Annotated in this window: 17 protein-coding genes and 4 pseudogenes; 9 read left to right on the top strand and 12 right to left on the bottom strand. The window is 57.7% G+C overall.

The genetic code is table 11. The features are described 5' to 3' along the window. Nucleotides 1-190: 190 nt before the first annotated feature. Nucleotides 191-1,134, top strand: a pseudogene (locus NLM33_RS37610) (IS630 family transposase). Nucleotides 1,135-1,261: 127 nt separating this feature from the next. Here the strand turns inward: NLM33_RS37610 and NLM33_RS37605 are convergent. After that, nucleotides 1,262-1,669 carry a cupin domain-containing protein gene (locus tag NLM33_RS37605; RefSeq protein WP_254103470.1) on the bottom strand — a complete coding sequence of 136 codons (408 nt, stop codon included), beginning with the start codon at nt 1,667-1,669 and terminating at the stop codon, nt 1,262-1,264. Nucleotides 1,670-1,806: 137 nt separating this feature from the next. Next, nucleotides 1,807-2,202, bottom strand: a pseudogene (locus NLM33_RS37600) (DNA methylase); the annotation flags it as partial. An 823-nt stretch (nt 2,203-3,025) separates the two neighbouring features. On the opposite strand from NLM33_RS37600, the gene NLM33_RS37595 reads away from it, so the two are divergent. Then, entirely contained in the window at nt 3,026-4,273 is a 1,248-nt protein-coding gene (locus NLM33_RS37595) for a sedoheptulose 7-phosphate cyclase (protein ID WP_254103469.1), read from the top strand. 122 nt (nt 4,274-4,395) lie between these two features. Here NLM33_RS37595 and NLM33_RS37590 read toward each other — a convergent pair whose 3' ends face one another. The 3 genes from NLM33_RS37590 to NLM33_RS37580 all read right to left on the bottom strand — a co-directional run bounded on the left by NLM33_RS37590 (nt 4,396) and on the right by NLM33_RS37580 (nt 6,299). Next, complete coding sequence (locus NLM33_RS37590) at nt 4,396-4,818, bottom strand: hypothetical protein (protein WP_254103468.1); 423 nt, start codon at nt 4,816-4,818, stop codon at nt 4,396-4,398. Between the two features lie 231 nt (nt 4,819-5,049). Next, the gene (locus tag NLM33_RS37585; protein WP_254103467.1) at nt 5,050-5,388 is read right to left on the bottom strand and encodes a hypothetical protein; all 339 of its coding nucleotides are present in this window, start codon (nt 5,386-5,388) and stop codon (nt 5,050-5,052) included. Between the two features lie 185 nt (nt 5,389-5,573). Then, nucleotides 5,574-6,299: a hypothetical protein gene (locus NLM33_RS37580; protein WP_371930038.1), complete on the bottom strand. Its 726-nt coding sequence runs from the start codon at nt 6,297-6,299 to the stop codon at nt 5,574-5,576. 928 nt (nt 6,300-7,227) lie between these two features. Here NLM33_RS37580 and NLM33_RS37575 point away from each other — a divergent pair. Then, nucleotides 7,228-7,533, top strand: a complete 306-nt coding sequence (locus NLM33_RS37575) for a hypothetical protein (protein WP_254103466.1) — start codon at nt 7,228-7,230, stop codon at nt 7,531-7,533. A 718-nt stretch (nt 7,534-8,251) separates the two neighbouring features. Here NLM33_RS37575 and NLM33_RS37570 read toward each other — a convergent pair. Then, nucleotides 8,252-8,569: pseudogene (locus NLM33_RS37570) on the bottom strand (IS701 family transposase); the annotation flags it as partial. A gap of 602 nt (nt 8,570-9,171) precedes the next feature. On the opposite strand from NLM33_RS37570, the gene xopAG reads away from it, so the two are divergent. The 3 genes from xopAG (at nt 9,172) to NLM33_RS37560 (ending at nt 11,790) form a co-directional block, all read left to right on the top strand. Beyond that, entirely contained in the window at nt 9,172-10,725 is a 1,554-nt protein-coding gene (gene xopAG, locus NLM33_RS37565) for a XopAG/AvrGf1 family type III secretion system effector (protein ID WP_254103465.1), read from the top strand. Nucleotides 10,726-10,968: 243 nt separating this feature from the next. Then, nucleotides 10,969-11,100 (top strand): hypothetical protein, encoded by a 132-nt coding sequence (locus NLM33_RS49395; RefSeq protein WP_256570582.1) that lies wholly within the window; start codon nt 10,969-10,971, stop codon nt 11,098-11,100. A 507-nt stretch (nt 11,101-11,607) separates the two neighbouring features. Further along, nucleotides 11,608-11,790, top strand: coding sequence for a hypothetical protein (locus NLM33_RS37560; protein ID WP_254103464.1), 183 nt, complete (start codon nt 11,608-11,610; stop codon nt 11,788-11,790). 1,168 nt (nt 11,791-12,958) lie between these two features. Here the strand turns inward: NLM33_RS37560 and NLM33_RS37555 are convergent. Beyond that, nucleotides 12,959-13,246 (bottom strand): annotated as a pseudogene (locus NLM33_RS37555) (zincin-like metallopeptidase domain-containing protein); the annotation flags it as partial. 313 nt (nt 13,247-13,559) lie between these two features. On the opposite strand from NLM33_RS37555, the gene NLM33_RS37550 reads away from it, so the two are divergent. Continuing rightward, a complete protein-coding gene (locus tag NLM33_RS37550; protein ID WP_254103463.1) occupies nt 13,560-14,738 on the top strand; it encodes an aminotransferase class V-fold PLP-dependent enzyme in 1,179 nt (392 codons plus the stop codon). A gap of 652 nt (nt 14,739-15,390) precedes the next feature. Here the strand turns inward: NLM33_RS37550 and queD are convergent. Beyond that, on the bottom strand, nt 15,391-15,747 hold the full coding sequence (gene queD, locus NLM33_RS37545) for a 6-carboxytetrahydropterin synthase QueD (protein WP_254106091.1): 357 nt from the start codon (nt 15,745-15,747) through the stop codon (nt 15,391-15,393). A 96-nt stretch (nt 15,748-15,843) separates the two neighbouring features. After that, the gene (locus tag NLM33_RS37540; protein WP_254103462.1) at nt 15,844-17,157 is read right to left on the bottom strand and encodes an LLM class flavin-dependent oxidoreductase; all 1,314 of its coding nucleotides are present in this window, start codon (nt 17,155-17,157) and stop codon (nt 15,844-15,846) included. Nucleotides 17,158-17,771: 614 nt separating this feature from the next. Between NLM33_RS37540 and NLM33_RS37535 the strand changes: the two genes are divergently transcribed. Further along, entirely contained in the window at nt 17,772-18,770 is a 999-nt protein-coding gene (locus NLM33_RS37535; RefSeq protein ID WP_254103461.1) for a pectinesterase family protein, read from the top strand. A gap of 272 nt (nt 18,771-19,042) precedes the next feature. On the opposite strand, the gene NLM33_RS37530 is transcribed toward NLM33_RS37535, so the two are convergent. Further along, nucleotides 19,043-20,317, bottom strand: a complete 1,275-nt coding sequence (locus NLM33_RS37530; RefSeq protein WP_254103460.1) for a glycoside hydrolase family 28 protein — start codon at nt 20,315-20,317, stop codon at nt 19,043-19,045. Nucleotides 20,318-20,629: 312 nt separating this feature from the next. Then, nucleotides 20,630-22,456, bottom strand: a complete 1,827-nt coding sequence (glmS, locus tag NLM33_RS37525) for a glutamine--fructose-6-phosphate transaminase (isomerizing) (protein ID WP_254103459.1) — start codon at nt 22,454-22,456, stop codon at nt 20,630-20,632. Between the two features lie 1,258 nt (nt 22,457-23,714). Between glmS and NLM33_RS37520 the strand changes: the two genes are divergently transcribed. Next, a complete protein-coding gene (locus NLM33_RS37520) occupies nt 23,715-24,191 on the top strand; it encodes a hypothetical protein (RefSeq protein ID WP_254103458.1) in 477 nt (158 codons plus the stop codon). 706 nt (nt 24,192-24,897) lie between these two features. On the opposite strand, the gene NLM33_RS37515 is transcribed toward NLM33_RS37520, so the two are convergent. Continuing rightward, the gene (locus NLM33_RS37515) at nt 24,898-25,095 is read right to left on the bottom strand and encodes a hypothetical protein (protein WP_254103457.1); all 198 of its coding nucleotides are present in this window, start codon (nt 25,093-25,095) and stop codon (nt 24,898-24,900) included. Nucleotides 25,096-25,117 lie beyond the last annotated feature (22 nt).

Below are 25,117 nucleotides of genomic sequence, written 5' to 3'. Positions count from 1 at the left end.
GGCTCCTTTCGCCGCGCTCCGAGGGCGTATCTCAAAAACAATTTCGCGGACGTTCTTATCGCTTGACGATTCGTCAAAGTATTGTTGATGCCCATTTCACCTAGAGCACGTTGTTTTTTACCGGAATCGGGATTCCCTGCGGCGAGGATTTCTGATTCAACCTCCAAGCTGGGGAACGGAGCCAGCATGGATGACGCGACCCTATTCGGAAGACATTCGCGAACGCGCTCTGGCGCGGGCTGACGCGGGCGAGACCGTTCGTTCGATCGCAGAAGCGCTTCAGATCAGTCCTTCCTGTGTGACGAAGTGGAAAAATCTGCGGCGGGAGACCGGAGGCATTTCTCCCGGCAAGATCGGCGGTCACAAGAAGCCGGTTTTGTCCGGCACCAATGCCGACTGGCTGCGCAAACGCATTCGCTCCGGCCCATTCACTTTGCGGAAGCTGACGCAGGAACTGGCGGCGCGCGGGATCAAGACAGACGTGCGGGCGGTGTGGACGTTCGTTCACGCCGAAGGGCTGAGCTTCAAAAAAAACGATCCTGCCGGCCGAACAAGACCGTCCCGATATCGCGCGTAAGCGGGCGCGCTGGAAGACCCATCAGGGCAGGATCGACGCTTCGCGCCTGGTCTTTATCGATGAGACCTGGATCAAAACCAACATGGCGCCGCTGCGAGGCTGGGGGCCGAGCGGGCAAACGTCTCCAGGCGTCTGCGCCTTTCGGCCATTGGAAGACCATGACCTTCATCGCAGCGCTGCGCCACGACCGGATCAGCGCGCCATGGGTCATCGACGGCCCCATCAATGGCGAGCTCTTCACCCTTTATATCGAACAGGTACTGGCGCCGACCCTCGCAAAGGGTGAACTCGTCATCCTCGACAATCTTGGCAGTCACAAGGGCAAGGCGGCGCGCAACGCCATCCGCGCCGCAGGAGCGCATCTGCTCTTCCTGCCGCCCTACAGCCCCGACCTCAACCCGATCGAGCAGGTCTTCGCCAAGCTCAAACACCTGATGCGAGCCGCGCAGACACGTGATGTCGAAGCGACTTGGCGCAAGGTCGGCGAACTCCTCGACCTCTTCTCCAGGGAGGAGTGCGCCAACTATCTTAAAAACTCAGGGTATGTTTCCGTATAAAAACAGCACGCTCTAGAAGCAAAGCCTGTCATGGCGTACTTCAGCCTTTATGTCCGCGCGAGCGCCAAAAGGCATAAATCCGCTCCCTGCGCGTTGGCCACAAGCGCCGTTCGATCTTCTTGCGAGATCATGGCGCTACTGCCAGCTCGAACACAAACAGACGGATGATTTTTGAACCAACGTTCCTCAGACCGTGCGCTCCGCCTGGGCTGTTGCGGATCAGATCGCCAGCGCGGACAGGAAAGACATCGCCGTCTCTCCACATTTCACCATGCCCATCAAGAACGAGATAGAACTCCTCCTCATTCGGCTTATGCCGATGCCGTCCAATGGACGAGCCGGGAGGAACTTCTGCGTAATCAACAAAATTGCACGAGCCTGCAAAATTGCCCGGTACAGCAATGCGACGGGAAAATACATCCCCTTCCCCGCAGTGGGCGCACTCTCGCTCGAGAGGCAGTTCGAACAAATTGCAGCGATCAAATGCCTTAGGGAAAAGATCAGGGTCAGGCATGACGACCTTCTCAAACCGCATCGCTTTATCTTAGTGTTGAATATGTCATACTACGGGATGTCAAGCCGAGGGCACAATCGTCGCCGTGACGGCGGCTCGGTTTTGAAGTGACCGCACCCCTCGGAATCGTGTTACGGTTATCGAGTTCGGGTTTGTTTCATCTTCATGGTCTTGCCGGCTCCGACCGCATGGGCGAGATTCGTCGATCCGGCCGAGACAACGCGCCAGATACCGCGCTTCTGGTGCCCATAAGGAACAAAGGCGCCAGAGGCACCCGGAAGCTTCAGGTGGGAGCCGTCGAAGGCTCTTGGCGCGATGTTGTTGAAGCGATCGTTATAGACCCTGGCCAGGCGATCGGTGCGATCCGGATCGGACCAGATCCAGCGCTGGAAGGCGTCCTTGATCTTTTGCAGCTTTGCTTTCGCGGCCTCGGTGTCGGCGACATTGAGCACGCGCCGCTCGCTCCTCTCCTCCTTGATGGTGTCGAAGATCTGCGGGACCCTGCTGTTGAGCGCGTCGGCGAGCAACTCGCCGGCGTGCCAGCGGTCGGTGCCCCCTCGGGTATCCAAGGAGGGGGCAATTCCTCATGACGCCGAGGGGACAACTTTCCATGGCGCGCGGCAATCGCGATCGGGTTTGCTTGCCACTTTGGGGCTCCGCCTACCAAATCTTGCAGGTGCTGAAGCTCTCGAGACCTGATCAACTGAAGCAGGATTTATGCACGACGTAGCGCTTGGTCGTTCTGTCGCAGAGCGTAGGCCAAGCCGCCGACCCAAATGGTTCGGTTGCGCCTGCGTGTCGTTGAGGAGCAGCTTGATTGGACGGAATCTATTTTAAGCGACTTGGAGATCGGCATCAATGATCTCCAACATCTGCGATCTCCTGTCGTTGTACCATGCAAGCTGTGGGGCCGTCGGGTTGCGTCCGGCTGCTGTCCCACAATAGGTCCGACAGTGATGGCTGACACCTTCTCTCCATTCTGCCTCTCCATTCTGCGTGTCGACAAACAAGCGCCAGGAAGTGTGCTTGGCGCTGGTGCCAAGCCTTTCATCAAGGTTGGAAAACACTCACATCGTGTCAACCTATTCGCGGCGGTATTCGAAGCCATGAAGCCATGCAAGGAATCCGCGCGAACTCAATCCTTGCAGTCACTGAAGCGTGCCGGTTGCACGCGGGAACTTGTCAGATCCACAGCCGATTGTCTGAACGACGGCACTTACCGGATCACGCGGCACATCCACCTCAAGGAGCATCCAAGGCACCTTCGCTCGCAGCTGTCGGAGCGCACCACCATCGGAGGACCCTTGGTGACAATGCTCATTTCACGGGCGACTGACCGAAAGAATCGTCAAGTTAGAGGACTACCAGGAGATCGACATGAAACCTTCGCTGGCCGTTTCGCCGATTGAACATCCCGACGTCGCTGCGCCGGAGCTTGAACTATCGCTTGAAGCGAGCCGCTCTTGCCGCTTTGGAGTCGACCTGTTTGAGGATATCACTTCAGCCTCTTTCACGCGATGGATCAAGACTCATCTGAACGACAATCGTATCCTCGTCGTTATGACGCCAACCGTTTATCGCCTTTATTCGCAACAGCTCAGCGCTTGTTGGTCAGTGCTAGACGTCGAGCCGCGTGTGTTCGTGCTGGCATGCACAGAAACAACAAAATCTATTGATGCTGTCATGGCTGTCTGTCGTCAGGCCCAAGAAGCGGATATCGATCGCCGCGGTGTTCTTGTTTCGATCGGCGGTGGCGTGTGCTCCGACATCGTTGGTCTCGCCGCGTCTCTTCTGCGTCGGGGTATATCCCATGTGCGCATTCCGACCACCCTAATCGGGCAGGTAGACGCGGGCATCGGACTCAAGGGCGGTGTCAACTTTGGGGTCCTCAAGAGCTACATCGGTTGCTTTTATCCGCCGAAAGCGGTCGCTGTCATTCCGACATTCCTTAAAACCCTCAGCGAAGATGGCATCCTCCAGGGCATCGCCGAGATCGTGAAGCTCGCGTGCGTTTGTGATGGTGCGTTGTTCGAGGATGTTGAGGCGACCGTCACCGATCTGACGCGAACGCGATTTCAAGAGCCAGAGGCCGTCGCAAAGAGGGTTCTGAGGCGGTCGATTTCGGGAATGCTTACTCAGCTCAGCGAGAACCCTTTCGAGACGGTAACATTGGAGCGTGCGGTCGACTTTGGTCACACCTTAAGCCATCCATTGGAAGCAGCGACAGGTTACCAACTGCATCACGGTTTCGCCGTCGCAATTGACATTGCGTTCAGCGCAATTCTGGCGTCGCGATTGTCGTTGATAACAGAGCGGGAGGCGCTGCGCATTGTTCACCTGCTCACTAACGCGGGGCTGCCGATCTATCATGCAAAACTGGACGGATCACTGGTCGAGGGCGCGTTTGACGCCACAAAGAAACACAGAGATGGCGCGCTCAACTTAGTGGTGCCCACCGGGATTGGCCGGCACACTTTTGTAAAGGACACCAATTGCCTCTCGATGTCTCTCATTGGAGAAACGATTGAGTATCTACAAAAGGCGTCTCACACAACAGCGAGAGTTCCAGTGGACGACGCAATCAGGAATCAGCACGAAAATGCTCGAAACGCGCTCAGCCTCTGAGGATACGGCTGAGGTCAACGTGGCGGCTTGGACGGATCTTGCATGGGAGCTTGCAGGGTAGATTCATCAGAGCGATCATCGTCGCTTTCCCATGATGCTCGTGGATCGATGCGCCACTGCACTCACTCCGTGAACTCCAGGTGAAACCTGTTTGGGCCGGTCGATTTGCTGCTGAAATTGAGCGTCTTTCCCGATAGTGCAGTCAGGCTGCCGGAGGCGAATTTGACGAGCACTCGTCCGGATGTCGCGATGCCGGAAGGTATACCGTCTTTCATCATGACGGCGCCCTTCGATTCGACGAGTTGCGTCACCGCTAGTCCGCCACTGGTTCGGTGGATCCCCCCACCGAAAAAGTAGGATGTTTGAGGGCCGTCCGCTTCGCCGATGACCATCGCGCTATACACCGCGCCCTTCAACATGCCGTAGGTTCCTAGGCACGTGTATTGCTGGCTGATCAGGGCATGTCCGTTCCGGTCGCCTATTTGGTCCTGGTCAGGCAGACCAAACACGTTGCATTCGTAACGTCCAATCGTCTCAGGAAGCATGATCCCGCTTGTGCCCATCGTGGCTCCGCTTGCGCCGATCAGAGCCACAACAGAACAAGCACACGTCGCCAGAATACGCGTCTGGCGCGCGTTCTTGACTCTTCGAGATCGGGGATTTGTTAGCAATGGATATCCTCCCTCTTGTTGCTTCACAATATGCTCCTCCGTAACTCCACAATTGCGCGTGATGCGACACCTGCAGAACCTCGACGTGTCAGCACAATCTCTCCCTCAGGTCATGCTTCCCGGCATGAAGCAGCGGACGATCGGATGACCGTCCATATACATGGGCCAGACCATTGTGCGACCGACCAGGTTGGGCGTGGTGATCACGCGATCCTCGGGAACGTCGATCCACTCCCCTTCGATCCGCACGCGGTAATGTCCGTCCTTGCTCTCCCAATCGACGTCGGCAATAAATCTGCCGTCGGCGTCGGCGCAGCATTGTTCGCCCTTCCTGCTGCGCAGGCTCTCAAACCACGCCTTCATGGGCGAGTTCACATACTGGCCTTCATCGCGGCCATGCGCGGGACCTTGTCCGAACCCTACCGCGAGGAGTAGCGCAGGCATAAGAAGCTTCCTGAACATCTTAGCCGCCCTCAGCGTTAGCCGGTGCGATAGCCGCCAGTCGGCCCGTCGTGATCGACAAGCCGCCTACTTCGTAGTTCGGCGCTTCGATCGTTAACCGATTGGACATTGAGCACACCTTTCTTGAAATACGTCAGATGCAATGGTCGTTCGTGTCGCCGCCAGCATCAACGATGCGCGACTGCCGCGGCCTCGCCGATCCCTTGCGTTGGCGCCGCCTTAATAGATCTCACGAAAACAATACGGGACATCGCGGGTATGTCGGCGTCAGCTCTGCCATCTTGCCCAATGAGGATGAGCCCGGCCCCGCCATTCGCAACGTTCAGAATGACCGGCTCGCCGCCCCAGGTCCTGACCGGTTCTATTCCGATGATGCGAAATTCCCCGATGGGCTGCTCGAAATACTGCAGCCGCAATTGCGCGCCGATTTCTGCCGTTGCAAGCTGGAAGCCCAGTTGCTGCGCCCGCGCATAAATTGCCGCCAGCTTCGCGGTGTCGCCTTCAAAGCCGAGTTCTGTCGCAGATACCGCCACCAGCTCGACGTCCGTTTTGGTCGCGCTAACGGTAGCGGCGGGACGGACGAGAATTTCCTCAGCCTGGCCGCCGATCTTGCAACCTGCTGCATCCAATGCCCCAACAAGAGCGAACGAGCCCGCGAGGGTACCGACTTCAATTGTTCTCCAGGTCTGGATATCGGCCGCGGATGCAATCGGAGCTTTAGGCGTGCGACCTTGCTCGGCAGTCAGAAGTTTCAGTCGGTTCTGCAGGACGTCTCGCGCCGTACATTGGGCTTTGGCTTGGCTGATAAACGGGAGCAGGAGTGCAGCCCAGAGCATCACAAGAACGAGATACCGGCGACGGGGGATGGCTGCGATTCGCAAATGATCCGACACCGCAATCTCCGCTACTCAAATATCAACTGTCCAAATGCATCACTTCCAATGACTTCATTCAAAGCGCATCAGCCGCGATGCGCATGTCCCAAATGGGAGGGGCCGAGATAAAAATGACCCACGCACCGCGCCTGAACGCTATGAGCACTCAAGAACGACAGCATCGAAAGTATAGCACAACGCACCGGGCAACCCGCGCTTCATAGAGCGCATGAATTTATCTCCCTTCAAGGGTCTGTACGTTTCGTACAATCGCAACTTGATATGAGATGAGCCTCTTTGCACATAGCCGCCGCGTATTGGGGATTTCCGCGCCGGAGCGGAAGTGCCGCGACAGCCCCCCATTTTCTCGCGACAAACTTAGACGCGCATCTGCGCCGATATCGTGCGTTTTTGTGGTCTGTCATGCAGGATTACCGCTGTCGTGGCCACCAGATTGAGCCTGGGCATGCGGACGAGGCGCCCCAAGGGCATGAGCTACCATGGACCGGGCACCTGCCAGATTCAGAACAAGTTCGTCTCGCAACGAAGCGCGTGTTAAAGATTCGTGACAAGCTGGAGCGCGAGACGCGGTCATGAGAAAAAGCGACGTGACTTGTTCAGAGTGCGGCGCTGGTTTCCGTCGTCTCGAACTATGGTCTGAGCCCGGAGAGAAAGGCGAGTACTGCTGTCCGGTCTGCAATAGCACGCTAGAGATTTTCGATGGCACCCGGCTAATCGCCTACCGCCTTACGGTCGAGCCGTCCGTCAGAGCCAAGCGCGTTTAGTGCCGGCACGCTCATAGCGAGAGTTCATTGCGCATGTGCCAGCCCGACGTTTTTGCTTGCGCTCGCTCTGCGGCTGTTGTCATTTTTCATCCACTCTTGTTTTGATTCCTTCGGCAAGGTAACCATGACCGCGGGATCACCTATTCAGATTTATTGACTAGATGGCTACGATCCTGAACTTTCCTCAACTCGACCCAGGCAGGTCCGAACAAGACCGGTCGCATTCGGAAGCTTCCGAAGTCATGAGCCTTGCAGCATCCTTGCTTTCGAAGATCCACAGTGAAGGAATTCGTACGGCGAACGATCTGCGTGACGTCATTGTCTTCCTTGAGCGCGCAAACGCATGCATTCGGCTTCTCATTGGCCGGATCGAAAGCGGGGCAACTCGAAAGCGACTGGAGGCGCAGTCCAGGAGGATTGATCAACTTATTGCAACGACGCGCATGAACGCCACGCATCTGTTTTAGAATTTCATTGCGGCAACTCGTTGCAGAGCATCTGGGGAGTGCACTCATAAACAGCCGATGCCTGCTTATGGGGTAAAACGGAAATGCGCCAACGGCACGGAGATTTCGTCTTTAACCCCGAGCCGACATCGGTCGGATAGAAAATCCTGCGATGGAGCGGGCTCCTGCAGCGCGTTGAGTTGATATATGAACCTCGCAACCGCCGAAACCTGCTCACCTTGCTAGGCATAGACTCCGCCGCCTCCCGGCCCATAGGGTCGAAAGGCGGCTCGTGACGTGACACCATTACGCTAACCGAGAGGTTCTCACATCCCGAAGGCAGGCTTTCTCTGCCCTCAGGACAAGCATGCCATGGCGGAATCCGGCGTCAATCGGATGTCGTTCTGTTCAATAAAACCGCGGGTTTGGCGCGGCCGTGCACCGTGATGACGAATCAAACTCTGGATTAGCGTACTGAACGCCCGTCTCAGTTGCTCGACAGCGAGCCCTCAATGCGGATCCTTCGTTTGCACCGCAGGGCGTTGACTGGATGCAGGGCTTAACCTGCAATGACTGTCGCGTATAGGCCCATGAAAATCGATGGACCGCAGGCCACTCGACCTTTATCGGCAGGCCGCACGATCGAATACGCCTCCGGCACAAGTGGAAGCGTCGAGTTTCGGATTCGAGAAGACCGGCGGTGCGCCATGCTGTCGCCTTGCACTCGAACGATGTCCCTAACCGCATCGTCATCCGCCAAATGCTCGATGACATAGTCACGCACGAAGTCGCGCAGGGCATCGGCGTCCCAATCCCCGCGACCCAAGATCGCCTGCTGGCGCCATGGGCCGGGCTCGCCAGCCGCTTCCGCGCGCATCCAACCAGTCTTGCGTTGTTCATCTCCAAGCAAGCCTTCCAGGAACAGGCCGGCATTCGTGGCAACACGCTCTTGCGTGAACAACGGACGATTCCGCTTCTTGATCTCCCGAAGCGACGCCGCCCACAACGCAAGCGTTTCCTCTATCGACGCTGCCCGCGTCCACGATCTCCGAATCATGGTTGCCCATAGATTCAGAAGCCTACCGAAAAAACAACTGTAATACTAAGACATGGGCAAGTCGAAAAGCTGACAAATCCGACGCAAACATGATGCGAACTGCGGATCTTACCTTGGCACAAAGAGTGCAGGACTCGGTAATGCCCGGGGGATGCTCTTTCCCGTGGCTAGTCGGCATCGTGCTCAGCGATCGTCGACTCTGGAAGTTAGGGGCATGTGACTCAGTGCTTCCTCATTCGAGCTCGGTGCAAAGTCATGTGACCGCTAATTTTCCTGTCAGCGGGCGGACAGGAACAGCGTCCTCTCGCCGCGGACGTCCGTTTACGCCCGCGCTGCTCCTTTGAGGGGGGTAACGAACCCGTCAGGTTTCAGACGTTTGGGCGTTGATACCGTGAGGCAGATGTCAGTTAAGGCGTTTCTGTTTTGAACACGACCAGCGTTTTGCGGCTATCAGAAGCCGAACAAGGACCAAACGGAGCAGACTGCCGTCTGCTGCATGCGAGTTCTTTTAAAGCGTAATCAGTACCTCGAGTGGGCTGACGCCGCCGCCCGGTGTTTGCTTGTGAGTTGTTGAACCATTATCCAGGAGTGGCGAGATGCGAATGGGCAATAACCAACTTACCGGTTTTTTAGCGCTTGGGGAGAGGATCCTTGACGGGTCGGCTGAGATCGCGGGTATGAGAATGGCCATCGACGAAGCCCATCATTCACTGGCTGCGCTTCGTTCCAGGAGTACGACAGCCCCACCTCTGCGGAACACTGCACTGCCCGAGGGCAGCGAGGGAGAGTATGGAGGGGAACGAGCGACGGAAGGCGGAATAGGAGACGGACCAGGCCTTCTTGCCCGCGTGGTAAAGTTCGGTTTGGCCCTCGCGGGTGCAGGCTACGCCTACGACAAGGTCGCCAACGACTTCTTCCTGTCCACCACCTCCCTGCATGACGGGAAAATGGGCTTCACCAGCAACGAACGGCTCAGGACAGCCCAGGCGAACGCGAGGGAGTATTACACAGGGTATCACGCCGCCGACGCCGAAGCTCAGCGTCTGAATGGGCGTCCCCTCAACCCAATCCGCACCTGTGGCAACAACCAGTTCGTAACCATGATCGACTACCGGGCGGCGACTCGCGTGCACGTCGCCCGCCTGGTGGACACAACGCAGGCGCACCAGTCGCTCGTTCTAAACCTAGCCTGCATAAAGGGGCATCTCATCAACGACGAGTGCGTGGCCAAGTATAAACCGCCGCAGATACCGAAGGATCCAGACCTGACGAAGAGCCCGCTGTACGATCAAAAGAAAAAATACGCGCTGACGGGCGTGCTCAACGAGGAGACCGGCGCTTACGGCTACACGTCGAGGTCGATAACTCACCCGTTTATTAACAAAGGCGCGCAACACTGGCGAGAAGCCTTGCAGGGCGAGAAGGGACTAACGTCTAAGCGATGCACCGAAACGCTCGAGGCGCTGCTCGCCAACGACCGCGGCCTTAGCGAGGAGGTCCAGTTTGCTGCTGGCCAGGCCATCCTAAACGTTAGACAGGTCTATTCAGCGGACGCGCATTGGGGACATTCCGAGAACGTCGTAATGCGGACACTGGCCGAACACGGTTTCCTGTCACGAGCAGAAACCGAGAGGCTCGATGCGACCCTGATGTTCGAAGATCCGAACAAGAACCCGCTGAAGCGCAATAAAAGCCTGGTTGGGGAGCGGCTGCAGCAATTCGACACTCGCCTTCAGGAAATGCGTTCGGGTCACGATCCCGCAGTAGTCGAGGATGTGAACCATCCGGAGATCGCGGGCATGAAATACCTGCCCATCGCGCACTTCAAGTTGAACGAGCAGGGCAATGGGTTCGAGGACTGCTCTGGATTGGGTGACTCATTCACGTGCGCCAACGCGGTCGCCTGCATCAACCACGCGCGCTTGATGAGTGGTCAGCCGCGCCTCTCAAAGGAAGAAGTGATAGTGATCGCAGCCTGCCTGAACGCTGTGTACGACGACACGAGCTCAATTCGGCACACGCTCCACGAAATAGCGCGCGGTTGCTTCGCAGGCGCAGGTTACACGATTGAGGATGCGGATGAGTTCTACGCAGGTGTCTGCCGGAAGGCGGCGGAGGAGTACTACGGTGGCAAAAATCTCTCAAGGCAAGATTGATGATATGAAAATTCGGGCGTAGATCAGCCCCCTCGCGGCGACTTACTATCTCTGTACGGTGAATTTGACCGGTTGAGCGCCGGATCAGAATAGGTGACGCCGATTCCACCGTGCGGGTTTTGCCAACTTCCTTGGCGAAAGAAGCACGTGCCGACCGGCGTACGCATCAGTCAACGAAGGGGTTCGAATTGCAACGCGTTCGGGATGCGACCGGATCGCGCGGTGTGGTTTATCAGGAGAAAGATGTTCCAGATCCTGTCCTGTTTCTCGCGCGCACAGGCGATCGCGCTGAAAAACGGAAAACTCCGCCCCGACTTCCCCGCCAGCGATATGCGCGCGGTCTTCGAAGGACTCGGGGACGCTCGTCGTGCATAACGACACAGCGCTCAACTTCCTCGACGAGGTACTCGGCTCGTGCGTCTGGATCGACTACGATGTTCCGGGCAGTGCGGCGATTAAACGACGAGAAGCGGCCCTAGCATAAGCGGCCACCTGAACGGTTCGAGCAGGTAGCACCGTTCAATTCCGACAAACTTCCAAAGTTGCCGAAGCGCCTCCGTTGATCAGGCAAGCTCGGCGGGTCTCATTGCATGACTGGAATGTCTTCAATGCACCTCGACCGGCGGAGGCCGTGGCAACCTTCGCCTCGTCTCACGGCGTCCGCATCCAAACATCGCACTCGTCATCGGTCATCGGAAGCGGCCTGGACTTGATGGCGCAGTTGCCCTTGAACTCAGCCCAGATGCCAGCGAAGCCCTTCCCGGCGTGCTGCGATTGACCGCGCGACGGAATGCAAGTATCGCGGTTTGGTTGATTATTTTAAAGACGATTTGACTGTTAGATCGGACCTGCTATGTAAGCCGCCCGATAGAGGAGAATGGTGTGGCGAAAGCAAAAAAGATTTTGGCTCGCAAGTCCTACACTGCTGCTGATTTAAAGCTGCTAAAGCAACATTCGAAGGCGAAGACTCCGGTTGCGAGGATCTCGAAGCAAATGAAAAGATCTGTTGGTGCGCTTCGGCAGAAGGCATTGCAATTGGGAATAGGTCTCGGCCATCAACGCTGATCAGCATCAGCGTATTTCCGTGCATCTCACAGTCAACGAAGCATTTCGCGGATTGACCAGTCACGATTGTGTGCTCTGAGGAATGGCGTCCGCTCGATCCAGCGTCATCAAGTTTGCAATATTCTTTAGCGTCGTCGAACAAACTACTTGCCACGCTCCAACCATCACCCGTCAACGTCTCCCACAGTCCTCACGGTGCATCACTCCCAATTGTTTCATTCGACTCGCATCAGCGATGATGGCTCTCCCAAATGGGAAAGGTCGAACAACAATGATCAGCACTCCGCCCCGGACGGTCCGTGCCCAAGTCGTGCCGGTGTTTCCAGGTTGAACGCGCTAGCGTCTTAATTCCGTCAGGATTTCGTAAGGTCGTCGTCAGCCTGCCGTGCAATCATTCGTTATCGTCAGTCAGCCCCTGCACGTGATTGGCGGCATAGAGGCCCGGCCAGATTTGCCTCCAGTGCCGGGCCTCGCCTTGCGTAGTGCTTTAATGCCGGTGGCACGCTTGGCTGAAGCTTTGACCTAGGTGTTGTCCTCGCCCTCACCCTGCTGCTGCCGCGCGTCCTCGGGCTGCAGATAGCCGCGCTGGATGCGGGGCTCACTGCCAGTTCCCATCTCCACAAACGCTTAATGAACGACAAGAACTCATCCGGCTTGCTTGAGGTACAGGGCCTTCGGCTGATACGAGCATTCCTGGGCATAGGGGATGAAGCCGGCCGCAAAAACGTGCTCGAATTCGCGCAGCGACTCGCCGAAAGCGCGCACGGCCCTTCAGACTCGCCACGTGAATTGATCTCATCGCCATCAGTCGAGCTTCCGAGCTAGTCTCCCCAACATGGCCGCCAACGAAACCGCAACCTACCCGGGGCCGGGCTCCATTCCGGTCTGCCACGCTGCAAAACTGCAATGACCTTGGCTTCGCCGCGAAGCGGTGATGCTTCAAATGCTATCTTGTCCGAGAATAAGCTGAGCGCTTCGATTTGAACGGTCCGTTCATGCGTCCAGCGATCGGCGATTACACGTAGTTTCGGATGATTTCTTCACACATCGGCCAACGAAATGGCGTCTTCGATCGGGATCAGCATCCGACGTTCAGCGGGAAGCAGACGTTTCTTCAGCCTGCGGCGAGCAGGGGCGTCGCTTCTGCAAGCGGCGGCCTCTCCCCGCGCTAGGCTGCGGCGGATTCTTCGTTCTGCAACGCGTGCAGGAAGTCCGCGGCGCGCTGGGCGTGCGACGACGCGGTAAAGATCGCGCGCTTGTCACTCTTCAAGACTTTGATCCACGACGAAATGTAGGACGCATGATCCTCCCTCACCTCCGGCGTGAAGTTGAGATCGGCCGAGAGGAATGCCGCACAGAGCTCCGCTACCAACTCTTCCATTGCGTATCCTTCATCACCAAAGCGCTTGCGTCCGAAATCGCGATTGAGGCGCTTTTCCTGCTTGGTCCAATGCGTGTTATGCCGATATCGGCATAACGGACATAATGCCGTAACCCGAATTATGCCGATGACCAACGTTGGCGGCTGTCAGAGCTGGTTCTGGCCGTTCGTCAGCTCGGCATAATCGGATTTATTACGCACAGCGAGTTCGGTCGCCTCTAACCCGGCAGAAATGGGGTGGGAAGCTGACGGTCGTGTTTTTGAGTTTTGTTGGCAAAAGCAGCCATTACGCTCAATTGCTTTGCACTGTTCCAACCGGGAGCTTCCCGGCTTGATGAGCCAAACGTAGGCTACTAAATGTGCCGTCATCTTCGAGGGAGTTTGCCACATGATCGATATCGACAAGGTGAGGGCGGATACCCCCGCTTGCGAGCAAGTGCTGCATTTTAACAATGCGGGGGCTTCATTAATGCCTCGTCAGGTCTACGAGGCGGTCAAGGGCGTGTTGGATCTAGAAAACGGCGTGGGCGGCTACGAAGCCGAGCGGCGCCTAGCAGACGATTTGCAGGCATTTTACAGCGAATTCGCGGCCCTTTTGAATGCCAGGCCGGATGAAATCGCCTTTGTCGAAAACGCCACTCGTGCGTGGGATATGGCGTTCTATGCTCTCCCCCTCCAATCGGGCGACCGGGTCATTACACACGGTTCAGAATATGCGTCGAACTTCCTGGCATTTCTGCATCAGGCCAAAAGACGTGGGATCGAGATTGACATAGCGCCTTCCGACGAGAGCGGACAACTCGATGTCGCTGCGCTCGAAACTCTGATCAGGCCCGCCACAAAGCTTATCGCCATCACGCATGTCCCAACACAGGGTGGGCTGGTGAACCCGGCAGCCGCAGTTGGCCAAGTCGCCAAGAAGCACAACATCCTTTACCTGCTTGATGCATGCCAGTCAGTCGGCCAGCTTGAGGTGGATGTGAAGGCCATTGGTTGCGACATCCTTTCCGGCACCGGCCGCAAATTTCTGCGGGGGCCGCGCGGCACCGGCTTTCTCTATGTCAGTAACGCCATTGTCGAAAAACTCGACCCGCCATTTATCGACCTTCTGTCGGCCAACTGGACGACCAATGATCAGTACGAGCTGGCGGCGGGCGCAAAGCGTTTCGAGAACTGGGAAAGCTATGTCGGCGGCCGCGTCGGTCTCATGACTGCTGTCCGATATGCGCGGAGCATCGGCATCGCGGTGATCGAACAGCGCGTGTCGTCCTTGGCCGCCACGCTTCGGGATGCTCTTTGCGGTGAGACGGGTGTTTCCGTTCATGACCTCGGGCGGACGAAGTGCGGCATCGTCACCTTCCAGAAGCAAGGTCTCGAACCGCAGAACATTGCCGAGCGCCTGAGAGCCCAGCAGATCAACGTCTCGGTGTCCGGCGTGCCCTATGCCCGGCTTGATCTTGGCGGGCGGGGGCTCTCCTCGCTGGTTCGCGCCTCCGTGCACTACTTCAACACGGAAAAGGAGATCGAACGTTTCGTGGAAATAGTGTCCAGCCTTATTCCCACTTGATGGAGGGTGATGGCTGCTTTTGGCAACTCAGCTTTCCACTGTGAACTTCTGAGATGGGGTCGTTTCTTGCCGATGGGCTTTGGAGGGAGAGCAAAAAGTCGGAAAACAGATACGGATTTAACGTGAAGTTGTCGCTCCAAAACCATGGAGCACAAGAATGCACATATCCGATCAAGCCACCTGCTTCGACCCGTACTTGGCATCATTCGAGGAAAGTCTTTCCTCCAATAACTATAAGCCCGATACTCTCGCGAATTACCGCTGCCTGCTGCGTCGCTTTGGACGCCTGCTCGACGCTGAGGGTATTGCGCCATCCTCACTGACACCAAACCTTGCTGCTGAGTTGGCGCAGCGCGTACCAACCGCCCCAAAATGCACCATCAAGGTTTACAATCTTGTTCGGCGCTTCGTCGCGCACCTGGTCGAAATTGGCGTGGCCGCTATCCCGCCGCTGACACCTGCTCAGGCGGAGCGGGCCAAATTACTGAGCAGCTTCGAGACCTATCTCGTCAAGCAGCGGGGCCTCAGCCCGCGGACAATCTACCACACGCTGCGCTTTGCGAACCGGTTCCTTGACTATTCGCTCGCGCCATGGCCAAATCGCAGCCGCTCTAATCAACCCAGCGGCCGACCAAATAGGCTGCTTCCCTTGTCATCGTCCGTCATATTCGGCCCAAGCATCGGGTGTTTCATAGACTCGAACGCACGACATTCCTTGAAATTTGCGATTCAGTCTTTGCCAGATCCAAATGGCAATGTTTTCCGCCGTGGGATTCCCCAATCCTTCGATCTCATTCAGACATCGATGATCGAGTGCATTCATCACTTCGACGAAGGCCTCCTCGAGGTCGAAGAAATCGACGACGAATCCTGTGATCGGATCCACCGGTCCATCGAGTTGCACTTCAATTCGATAGGAATGGCCGTGCATGCGGCTGCACCTATGTGCGGCCGGCACGTTCGGGAGACGGTGAGCCGCCTCGAATTTGAACGCGTGCGATATCTTCATTGGAGGCTCAGATGCTTGCAGATGTGGTGATCCGCCGTCGCCAATGCGAGCGGCGCCGAACATGAAATCAGGCAAGTTCCGCGGTGAGCTTCGCCATCAGTCGATCTTGGCTGCCTTGGCATAGGTTTCCCGTGAAACCATCGGAATGGCCCCTCCGCGGGTCGGATCCGCGAAGGGGCCGCCCGCCGAAGCGTAGTTCTTACCGGTGCGACGCTCGAGTACGATGCCCATAGCCTCGATGTTCGGGATGTCCGTTTCGCGCAGCTTCGGCATCAACGGCTTGCGGGCCAGCGCCGCCTCTACGTAGGGTGCCAGTTCCTCTTCTTTACGTCGGACGCGCCCGTCTTCCCGTTCCTTTAGTGCGGGCATAACCTCTTTGGCAAACAGCTCGAGTGCCTCGCAGATATGCTCGTGCTTATTCAGTCCACATTGCTGGATGAAGATCATCTGGTCGATACCGACATCCGCGTAGCTCATGAGATGGTCACGAACGCTCTGAGGCCGACCGATGCTGCCCGAGCCCGGCGTCTCCTTCATGTCGTCTTTGACCGCTTGGAAGCGCCGCCACAAATTCGTGCGCCCAGGACGATGTTCACCATATATCGCATAGTGTGCGATCGAATATCCGAAAAACTTGAAACCATCGATTCCGCGACGCATCGCTTCCTCGACACTCTCATGAACCATCATACCGTTGAGCGTTGCAATATTAGCGTTCACCGAATGACCGATGGGAACACATTCGTCGGACTTGATGGTCTCATAGTATTCGTCCCGCCAGAGTTTTGCTTGAGACGCTTCGACAAACCCAAAGACCAGCGCGCCTACACCATAACGGGCGGCGCGCAAAATGCTGTCGCGCCGCGAACAAGCCATCCAGAGCGGTGGGTGCGGCTTCTGTATCGGCTTTGGCACGATGTTGCGGGGAGGCATTTTGAAGAATCGCCCCTCGTATCCCGGATACGGCCGCATCGTCATCATATTGGCGGTCTGTTCGACGCCTTCTCGCCACATCGCACTCTTCTGCTCGGGCTCTATTCCAAACCCATGCATCTCGATGAGCGAGGCGGATTCTCCAGTCCCCCACTCGACGCGTCCTCCAGAGATAAGATCGAGCGTCGCGAGGCGCTCAGCTACCCGCACTGGATGATTGTAGTGCGGCGGCGAAAGACAAATGCCGTGGCCAATACGGATATTCTTCGTACGCTGCGAAACGGCACCCAGAAAGACTTCGGGTGCGGACGAGTGGGAGTATTCCTCCAGGAAGTGATGCTCGACCTGCCACATGTAATCGAATCCGAGCCGATCGGCGAGCTCGATCTGCTCCAGCGCGTTGTCGAACAATTTTTTTTCGCCGCCATTTTCCCAGGGCTGCGGTAGTTGGTGCTCATAGAACACTCCAAGCTTCATCTGTTTTCCTCTGGCGGAGCAGTCATCGCGGTTCGTGTTTCTCGGATGCGACCGGCATGGTCGCGCCATCGATCGCCGACCACGGGCACCATGCGATCCACGTTCCTGCTCCAGCATTTGCTGGCACAACCTTCATCGCAACATGCACGGCCGGACTGCCGGCTTGGGAAGCCAGAGTTTGGCAAGGGCATTGGTCCGCACCAGCTGGCCTGGCCTCATCTGAACTCCCTCGCCAGCGACTGCAATATCGCCGTGACGGCGCCCTTTGACTACCGAGCAATCTGCGTGCCAGGGGTCTGCAAGCCACGATTGAAGAGAGGATGCAACGATTTGCATCGCGCCGACGCAACGTTCTCACCCTAATGTCGTGTTTCGGACATGGGCCTCTCCAAGCAAAGCGGGGCGAGATACGACGAAACCAAGTGTCGAGCTCGGACAATTTTCCATATTCGTCCTCACGCCGACGCAGAAGCGGCGCGATCGTCATTCACGATTGAAGTTGCCCCATGCATCCAGGTGTGGGACGGGTAGGAGCTGCCTCTATGGGCACATGTTGGACGCAGCTGGTTTGGGCGAGCATTGCAGCCGCAAGTGAGCAACTGGCCCGACAAAGAATGGGGACCGTTGTGCGATATTTCCTGATTTCCACTGCCATTCTGACCAGCTGCTTTCAGCTCCCGAAAACCTGTGCTGAGCACATTCTTGTCTCGCCATCCGGCGACAAGGCATATCGCTCCATCCAGGAGGCCATAGACGCATTGCCAGCTCGCGGTGGCGACATTCTGATTGCGCCGGGCATCTATCGCGAGAAGGTAAAGGTCGGCAAATCTGGCGTTCATATCAGAGGCACCGGGAAGAAGCCGGAAGACACGGTTGTCGTCTATGGCGACGGCGCGATCAAAGTGGGTGGAACCGTTCATTCCGCCACAATGGACGCATCTGGCGATGACTTCCGGCTCGACAATCTAACGGTACAAAACGACTATTCCCTAGATCCGGTCAATCCGCCGTCGCAGGCGGTGGCGCTGGCTATTACTGGAGACAAGGACGTTATTACCCACACCCGCCTACTCGGTGCACAGGACACGCTGTTCGCCAACAAAGGGCCGAATGGCCGAAGAGCACGGCAATATTTTTCGGACTGCTATATCGAGGGACATGTCGACTATATATTCGGAAACGCCAAGGCCTATTTTCAGCGTTGTGAGCTGCACGGCATAGCCAATCAGGCAGTGGTGTACACCGCACAAAGCAAAGACTCGCCGGAGGAGGACAGCGCCTATGTTTTTGACCATTGCACTCTGACCGCCGATCCCGCCGCACGTGGCATCGCTCTTGGCCGCCCTTGGCGCTCTTATGCTACGGTGATCTTCTTATCCACCAAGATGAATGCTCCGGTGATAGCGGAAGGCTGGATCGAGTGGGATCGCGACAAGACCAACAGACTGATGACAGCCTACTATGCCGAATACCAATCCACCGGAATCGGCGCCAATCTCAGAGGACGGGAGCCTTACTCCCATCAATTGACGGACGATGAAGCTAGGCAATGGTCCCTCAAATCTTTTTTTGCCGATGACACGAACTGGCTGCCGAACTCATTGTCAAAATAGGCACTAAGGGCCGGTCGTGGAATTTGATCCGTCTGCCGTCGCACCGTTCTCTCGCGCGCACACGGGGCATTATCCGACCCATTAAGGTTTGCGACCGCTTCGCGAACCTCGTCAGATTCTAGGACAGCCAAGCTTATCCCTCGACTAGGCCCCGAGTAACACCGCCAGCCACATTCCTAGCGCCTGCTATTCTTGTTCGGTCAAGTGCGGATGCTACAACGAAGCGATGAGTACTACCGGGGCGCGGGGCCGTCCTGGGCGTTGGGAGGTGGTTAGCGGAATGCCTTTGCACAGCCTTCCCATGCACCCGACGACAGTGGGGCTTGCCCACTCCGCAACGGCGGCCACACGTCGGACACCACCGCATCCGCATTTTCCACCTGCCAGGTCGCAGAATCGGAAAATCGCACATCGTCGAGCGCAATCTCAAGGTTATGACCTCCATCAAGCCCGTGCATCACCAGCGCACCATCACCGCCACGCACGTGGCGTAGGGCGATCTTTCGGTAGAGCGGAATTCGATTACCGGATGCATGGATGTCATAGCGTGTATCAAAATAGATGGGCCATCGGTTGCCGCGCAGGCACACATTCTCATAAGTCACCCTCTCCACCAGACCGCCCCGGCTGACATCGCTCTTGATGCGCAGGCCAGACGTCGTGCCATCCAGGGTCAGGCCATGCACCAGTATGTCGCTGACACCTGAGCTCACTTCACTGCCGATCGACATGCCGTGCCCCCAGCCAAAGTAGTTGTCGATAATGGAAATATGGCGTGTGGGACCATTATTGCCTGCTTTGATAGCCACATTGTCGTCTCCAGTGCGGATCTGACAGTGAGTAATCGTCACATCCTGGCTGGCGCCGGGATCGATGCCATCTGTATTGCGGGCGTCGGCCGGTGTATCGATCGTGACGCCCCAAAAGGTGGCACCTTCGACCCGGTTCATCGCCACGTGGAAATTTGGCGCATTGCGCAGTGTGATGCCGTGGAAGGTGATGTCATGGGCATGATCGATCTGGATCAGGCGTGGGACGTTCTGATAGCCGCCCTCGGCTTGCGCGCGCCGAGCCAGCTGCCACCAACTCTCGGTAGTGCCGACCATGAGCGCACCGCCCTGGCCATCGATAATGCCCTCGCCATAGATGCCGCCACCACGTGTTTTGGAGAAGCTGATGAATGGCCGGCAGCCATCGCCCTTGCCTTCAATGCGACCGCAATTTCCGAAGCCTTTGTCATAGGCCTCCCTCTGGGCAACCGCGACAAGCGTGGCGTCACGCTCGATCCACAGCGTTACTCCGGATTTCATCTCGAGGGGGCCCGACAGGAACGTCCCGCCGGACAAATAAACCGCTGAGCCAGGAGGGCAGTGAGCAATGGCGTCTTGCAGCCTGGCTGTGTCGTTTTGTCTCGACGGCGCCAGGCGGGCGCAGACATAACCAGGTGCGACAGGTTCGGCGACCGTGCGGCGATCTTTCGCTTGTGCGCCGGCGCCTACGGCGGCGAGCATGGACAGCATCGCCCAATAGCGCAATGGGAGTAACATGAACAACCTCTTCGTTTTGCGGCGCCACCCATGCTCGCCCTCGTCATCCGAAAGCCGAATGCCACGTTGCTTCTAGCTCTCGTTAGACAAAGCTGTCCGGCAAGCAGCCAAGCCAGCAGAGGCTTGACGAAAACAACTTTGCAAAAGTGTGCTGGATCCACACGACACAGAAACAAAAGATGCGCGCCAAGTCTGATCACATGTGGCTGCGCCTGCCAGCAAATCTGAACTGCTGGAGCTCTTGCTCGGTCATGAACTGGTCGATCATGATGTTTCAGCCGAGTTTGAGGACTGATGACCGTGCTGTCGCGCCTACTCCACAGTCACCGATTTGGCGAGATTGCGCGGCTGGTCGACGTCGGTGCCCATCACCACCGCCGTGTGGTAGGCCAAAAGTTGCACGGGCACGGCATACACCATCGGCGTGAAGGCTGCCGCCATGTCGGGCATGACGATGGTGACGAGGGTATCGACCGTCGCCTCGGCCGCGCCCTTGGCGTCAGTCATCAGAATGATGTTGCCGCCGCGGGCGGCGACTTCCTGCATGTTGGAGACGGTCTTCTCGAACACGCGATCGTGGGGCGCAATGACGACGACCGGCATGGTTTCGTCGATGAGCGCGATCGGCCCGTGCTTGAGCTCGCCGGCGGCATAACCCTCGGCGTGGATGTAGGAGATCTCCTTCAGCTTCAGGGCGCCCTCGAGCGCGAGCGGGAAGCTGGTGCCGCGGCCGAGATAGAGCACGTCGCGCGACTTGGCGATCCTGTGCGCGAGCTTCTCGATCTGCAATTCGGTGGCGAGCGCGTCTGCCATCAGGCGCGGGATCTCGACCAGGCCGTGCACGAGCCTGGTCTCGTCCTCCTCGGACAATTCGCCGCGGGCCTTGCCGGCCGCGACCGCGAGCAAGGCGAGCACCATGAGCTGGCAAGTGAAGGCTTTTGTGGATGCGACGCCGATCTCGGGACCGGCTAGCGTCTGGAGCACCGTCTCGCTCTCGCGCGCAATCGTCGAGGTCGGCACATTGACGACGGCGAGCGTGTGCACGCCTTCGGCCTTGGCATAGCGGAGCGCGGCGAGCGTATCGGCGGTCTCGCCCGATTGCGAAATGAAGATCGCCAGATCGCCCTTGCGCAAGGGAGACTCGCGGTAGCGGAACTCGGAGGCGACGTCGACCTCGACCGGCAGGCGCGCCATACGCTCGAACCAGTATTTTGCGACATAGCCGGCGTAGCTCGCCGTGCCGCAGGCCGTGATCGTGACGCGCTGGATGTCGCGGAATTCGAACGGCAGCTTCACCGGCAGCGACACCCGCTCGGATGCCATGTCGACATAGCGGGCCAGCGTGTGGCCGATGACCTCGGGTTGCTCGTGGATTTCCTTCGCCATGAAGTGGCGGTAGTTGGCCTTGTCGACCAGCGAGGTCGAGGCCGCATGCTTGATCTTGTCGCGCTGGACGGCGCGGCCGTCCTTGTCGAAGACCGCAACGCTGCTCCGGGTCAGCACGACCCAGTCGCCGTCCTCGAGATAGCTGATCGTATCGGTGAACGGCCCAAGCGCGATCGCGTCCGAGCCCAGGAACATCTCGCCATCGCCATAGCCCACCGCGAGCGGCGGACCGTTGCGGGCGCCGATCATCAAATCACCCTCGCCTGCGAAGATGAAGCCGAGCGCGAACGCGCCGCGCAGCCGGCTCAACGCGAGCTTCACCGCCTCGACCGGCTTGTTGCCACGCGCAAGCAGATCGTCGACCAGGTGCAACACGATCTCGGTGTCGGTCTCGGTGCGGAATACCGCGCCCTTCGCTTCGAGCTCCTCGCGCAGCTCGCGGAAATTCTCGATGATGCCGTTATGGACCACCGCGACGCGCTCGGTGGCGTGCGGATGGGCATTATGTTCGGTCGGCTTGCCGTGGGTGGCCCAGCGAGTGTGACCGATGCCGGTCGTCCCCTTGAGCGGCTCGTCGCGCAGCCGCGCCTCGAGGTTCTTCAGCTTGCCTTCGGCGCGGCGGCGCTCCAGGTGGTCGCCTTCGAGCGTGGCAACGCCTGCGGAGTCGTAGCCGCGATATTCAAGCCGCTTGAGCGAATCCACCAATTGCTCTACAACCGGTTCGCGCCCGAGAATGCCGACAATCCCGCACATGCGGATCAATATCCCTCAACTTCAGTAAAATTGATTCTCAAAGTCGCTTTACTTTCTTGCGACGCTCGATTGCCAAAGATGCTCAAACAATTGTTGCGAGATGGCTTTTGTCCTACGATTCGCTGTCGAACCAGTTAACCCCACGCATTCTTACGTATGAGGTCGCTTCAACAGTGCCATTTCGCCAAGACGCAGTGCGGCTTCGGTGAGTGCGATCGAATACCAGCATGTAGCGGCAGCAAAGGAGACGACAGTTTCGATGTGAGCAAAATAATCACGCGCGAGCTGACGGACGCCGCATCTAATCGCGAGCCAGGGCACGCATAGTCTCTTCTCCCGGTAGCACAGATAACAAGCGTAGCTGCAATAGGGCTGCCGCGTGGACATATCTCGCAAGTAGCCGCCCCCTAGAGGTCGATGACACTCGATGCAGGTCGACGAGCTGCTTGGCGTCCTGTGATTTACCAGTATGAACTGCATGATCGTCTGTTGTCTTGAGAGTCATTCATGATGCACCTGCCCCACCATGAGGAAATGCGCTGCTTCCGGAATGAAGCGAAACTGAATTGCGGACGACCGCTTCCAAGCGCTCACTCGTCCTCGCCACACAAAAGATGCCCGGCCACTTTCGGTGGCCGGGCAGAAGTCAGTCTCGGAAGGAGCGATGCGACTGCACACATCGCGCCAGCTTCCGTCGGCAGAGGGAGGGGCTGCTGCCGACGGTCCATTTGCGGCGAGGGCATTCACCGCTAACCTTTGCCACAGAGGGCCGATGTCCGTCCCGAACGAAATCTGGTGCTGCTTTCTTCTGCTCTATCGAAACGGGATCCACGGAATTCGGCCGAATGCCAACCGAAGCACGTGGCCGGACTTGACGTGCGCTGGTATTGACGCTCGACGTACATCGACTGTTTCTCCGGGCCATCTAAGCAAGGATCGATAACCATTCCGATCTGACTGAAGGCTTTTCTCCAAGCCGACTTTTGCCTTATGCGGCATCCTATCAGACTGGTAAAATCGATTGTGTTGATGGGCTGCATCTACGCTTTGGATCACTTTAAGACTTACCTTTTGGGGGCCCGTCGTGGCGATTTCGCGGTTTCCAGATCCTCGCCCGCGCTATCTGGATGAGCTGGGCAGGTCTGCGGCCTGCCGCTTATCGAGTTTGCGCTACTAGGGCTCACCTCCTTCGCTAAAGCCGAGGATTACCAAACTAGAATGCGTGGCCGTCAAAGCGCGCTCTTCAGCCAAGCTCAGGATGGATCCGAACGCGTTCGCCGCTGTCCGTTTGTACCAACTCGGCCCTGTAAGGCACACTGTGGATGTTGACATAGGTTGGGCGCCCGACGGCGGGCATGAGGCCCTCGCCTTCCAAGGCTCGGGCAAGGTAATTCGGAAGCAAGCGTTCGCGGTGTTGCCACCCACCGCGGATGAGATAGCCAAGATCGGGTACAGGCCGAAGGGATTGCCCAGTGGCCCGAACGGATGGCCCAGCTTCATCTATCTGGCTAGCGCGCGGATGATGGATGAGACGAACGTCGTTGCGCCCTCCCGGCCCCAGCGTGACCGAGTAAAGCTCTCGGTGGATCTCGACCTGCCGCGGGCCGAACTGGTTTGGCAGTCGATCAATGTTATGGAGGATGTCGATGACCACGTCCGAGGCCGGCTGGGAGCCGTGGCGCCAACCCTCACCGATGATTGGCCCGGTATCCCCGACCTCCTGCTGGGGAACTGATGGCCTAACGAACGACGGCGGTCTGGCCCCGCCAAGTACGGGCGTAGAGTGCGCATCGTCGTACAATTCGTACGGTGTGGGAGGATTCAAATTAACCAGTGGCTCAAGATCGCCATAGATGTCCGACGGCATCCGCGCGGCGGATGATGATGACGCGGGTTCTTGCATAAACTCCCTCCAGACGCCCCAAGCCCCTTCGCTCGGTGTCTCTGGCATTGCGGAAAGATCCTGGGCTGGGCTCGGCTGCGGTCCACGGACCTGTGTGGCTGATGGTGAATCGGGTTGTTGCATGACCTCCCTCCAGAGATCCCATGCCCCGTCACTTGGCGTGGCCGGCATTGCGAGAGGATCTTGCGGTGGGCTGGGCTGTCGAACTGTATTCCCGGCAGCATCCTCAGGAGGACCTAATCCCAGCGCTTGATTTGCGTCGACCACTTGTTGATATCGCTGGAGCCGGAGCAAATCGGCGTCGATTTTGCCGTCCCCAGTTTGCTGCCTGTACTCCTTGACGTCTTGAGCGAGCCCTTGAGTGAAGAACCTGCCAGCCATGGCTCCCCTCTCTCGCGTTTGCAGCCAGTCACTCAGCCTGGAAAGACGGCTAGCCTGTCGGTTCACAGTCTCCGGCTCGACCCTATGTGTCCTTTTTTCCGCCGCCCTCCACATGTCGATCAGGGTCGCGTCCACGGCATAAGGAGCCAATCGAAAGCTATCGGTTGTCACAGCCTTTCCGGCCTTGACATCCCGAAGCTTCTTCAAAGCCGCATCCGTGCGCCTTCTGTTGATATTGCGAGCCTTCGCGTAGGCCTCTAAAGCGCTGATCGGCCTGCGGCTGCTGACCGTACGCCCGCGCGAATCCTTCCACATCAAAGTCGAACAGGTTGAAATTGTTGTTCGTTCGCTCCATGGCACCTCACAAATCCGCGCAG

The organism is Bradyrhizobium sp. CCGUVB1N3, assembly GCF_024199925.1.
Lineage (GTDB): Bacteria > Pseudomonadota > Alphaproteobacteria > Rhizobiales > Xanthobacteraceae > Bradyrhizobium.
The sequence above is the reverse complement of the archived record's forward strand: the minus strand, read 5'-3'. Positions and strand labels throughout refer to the sequence as shown.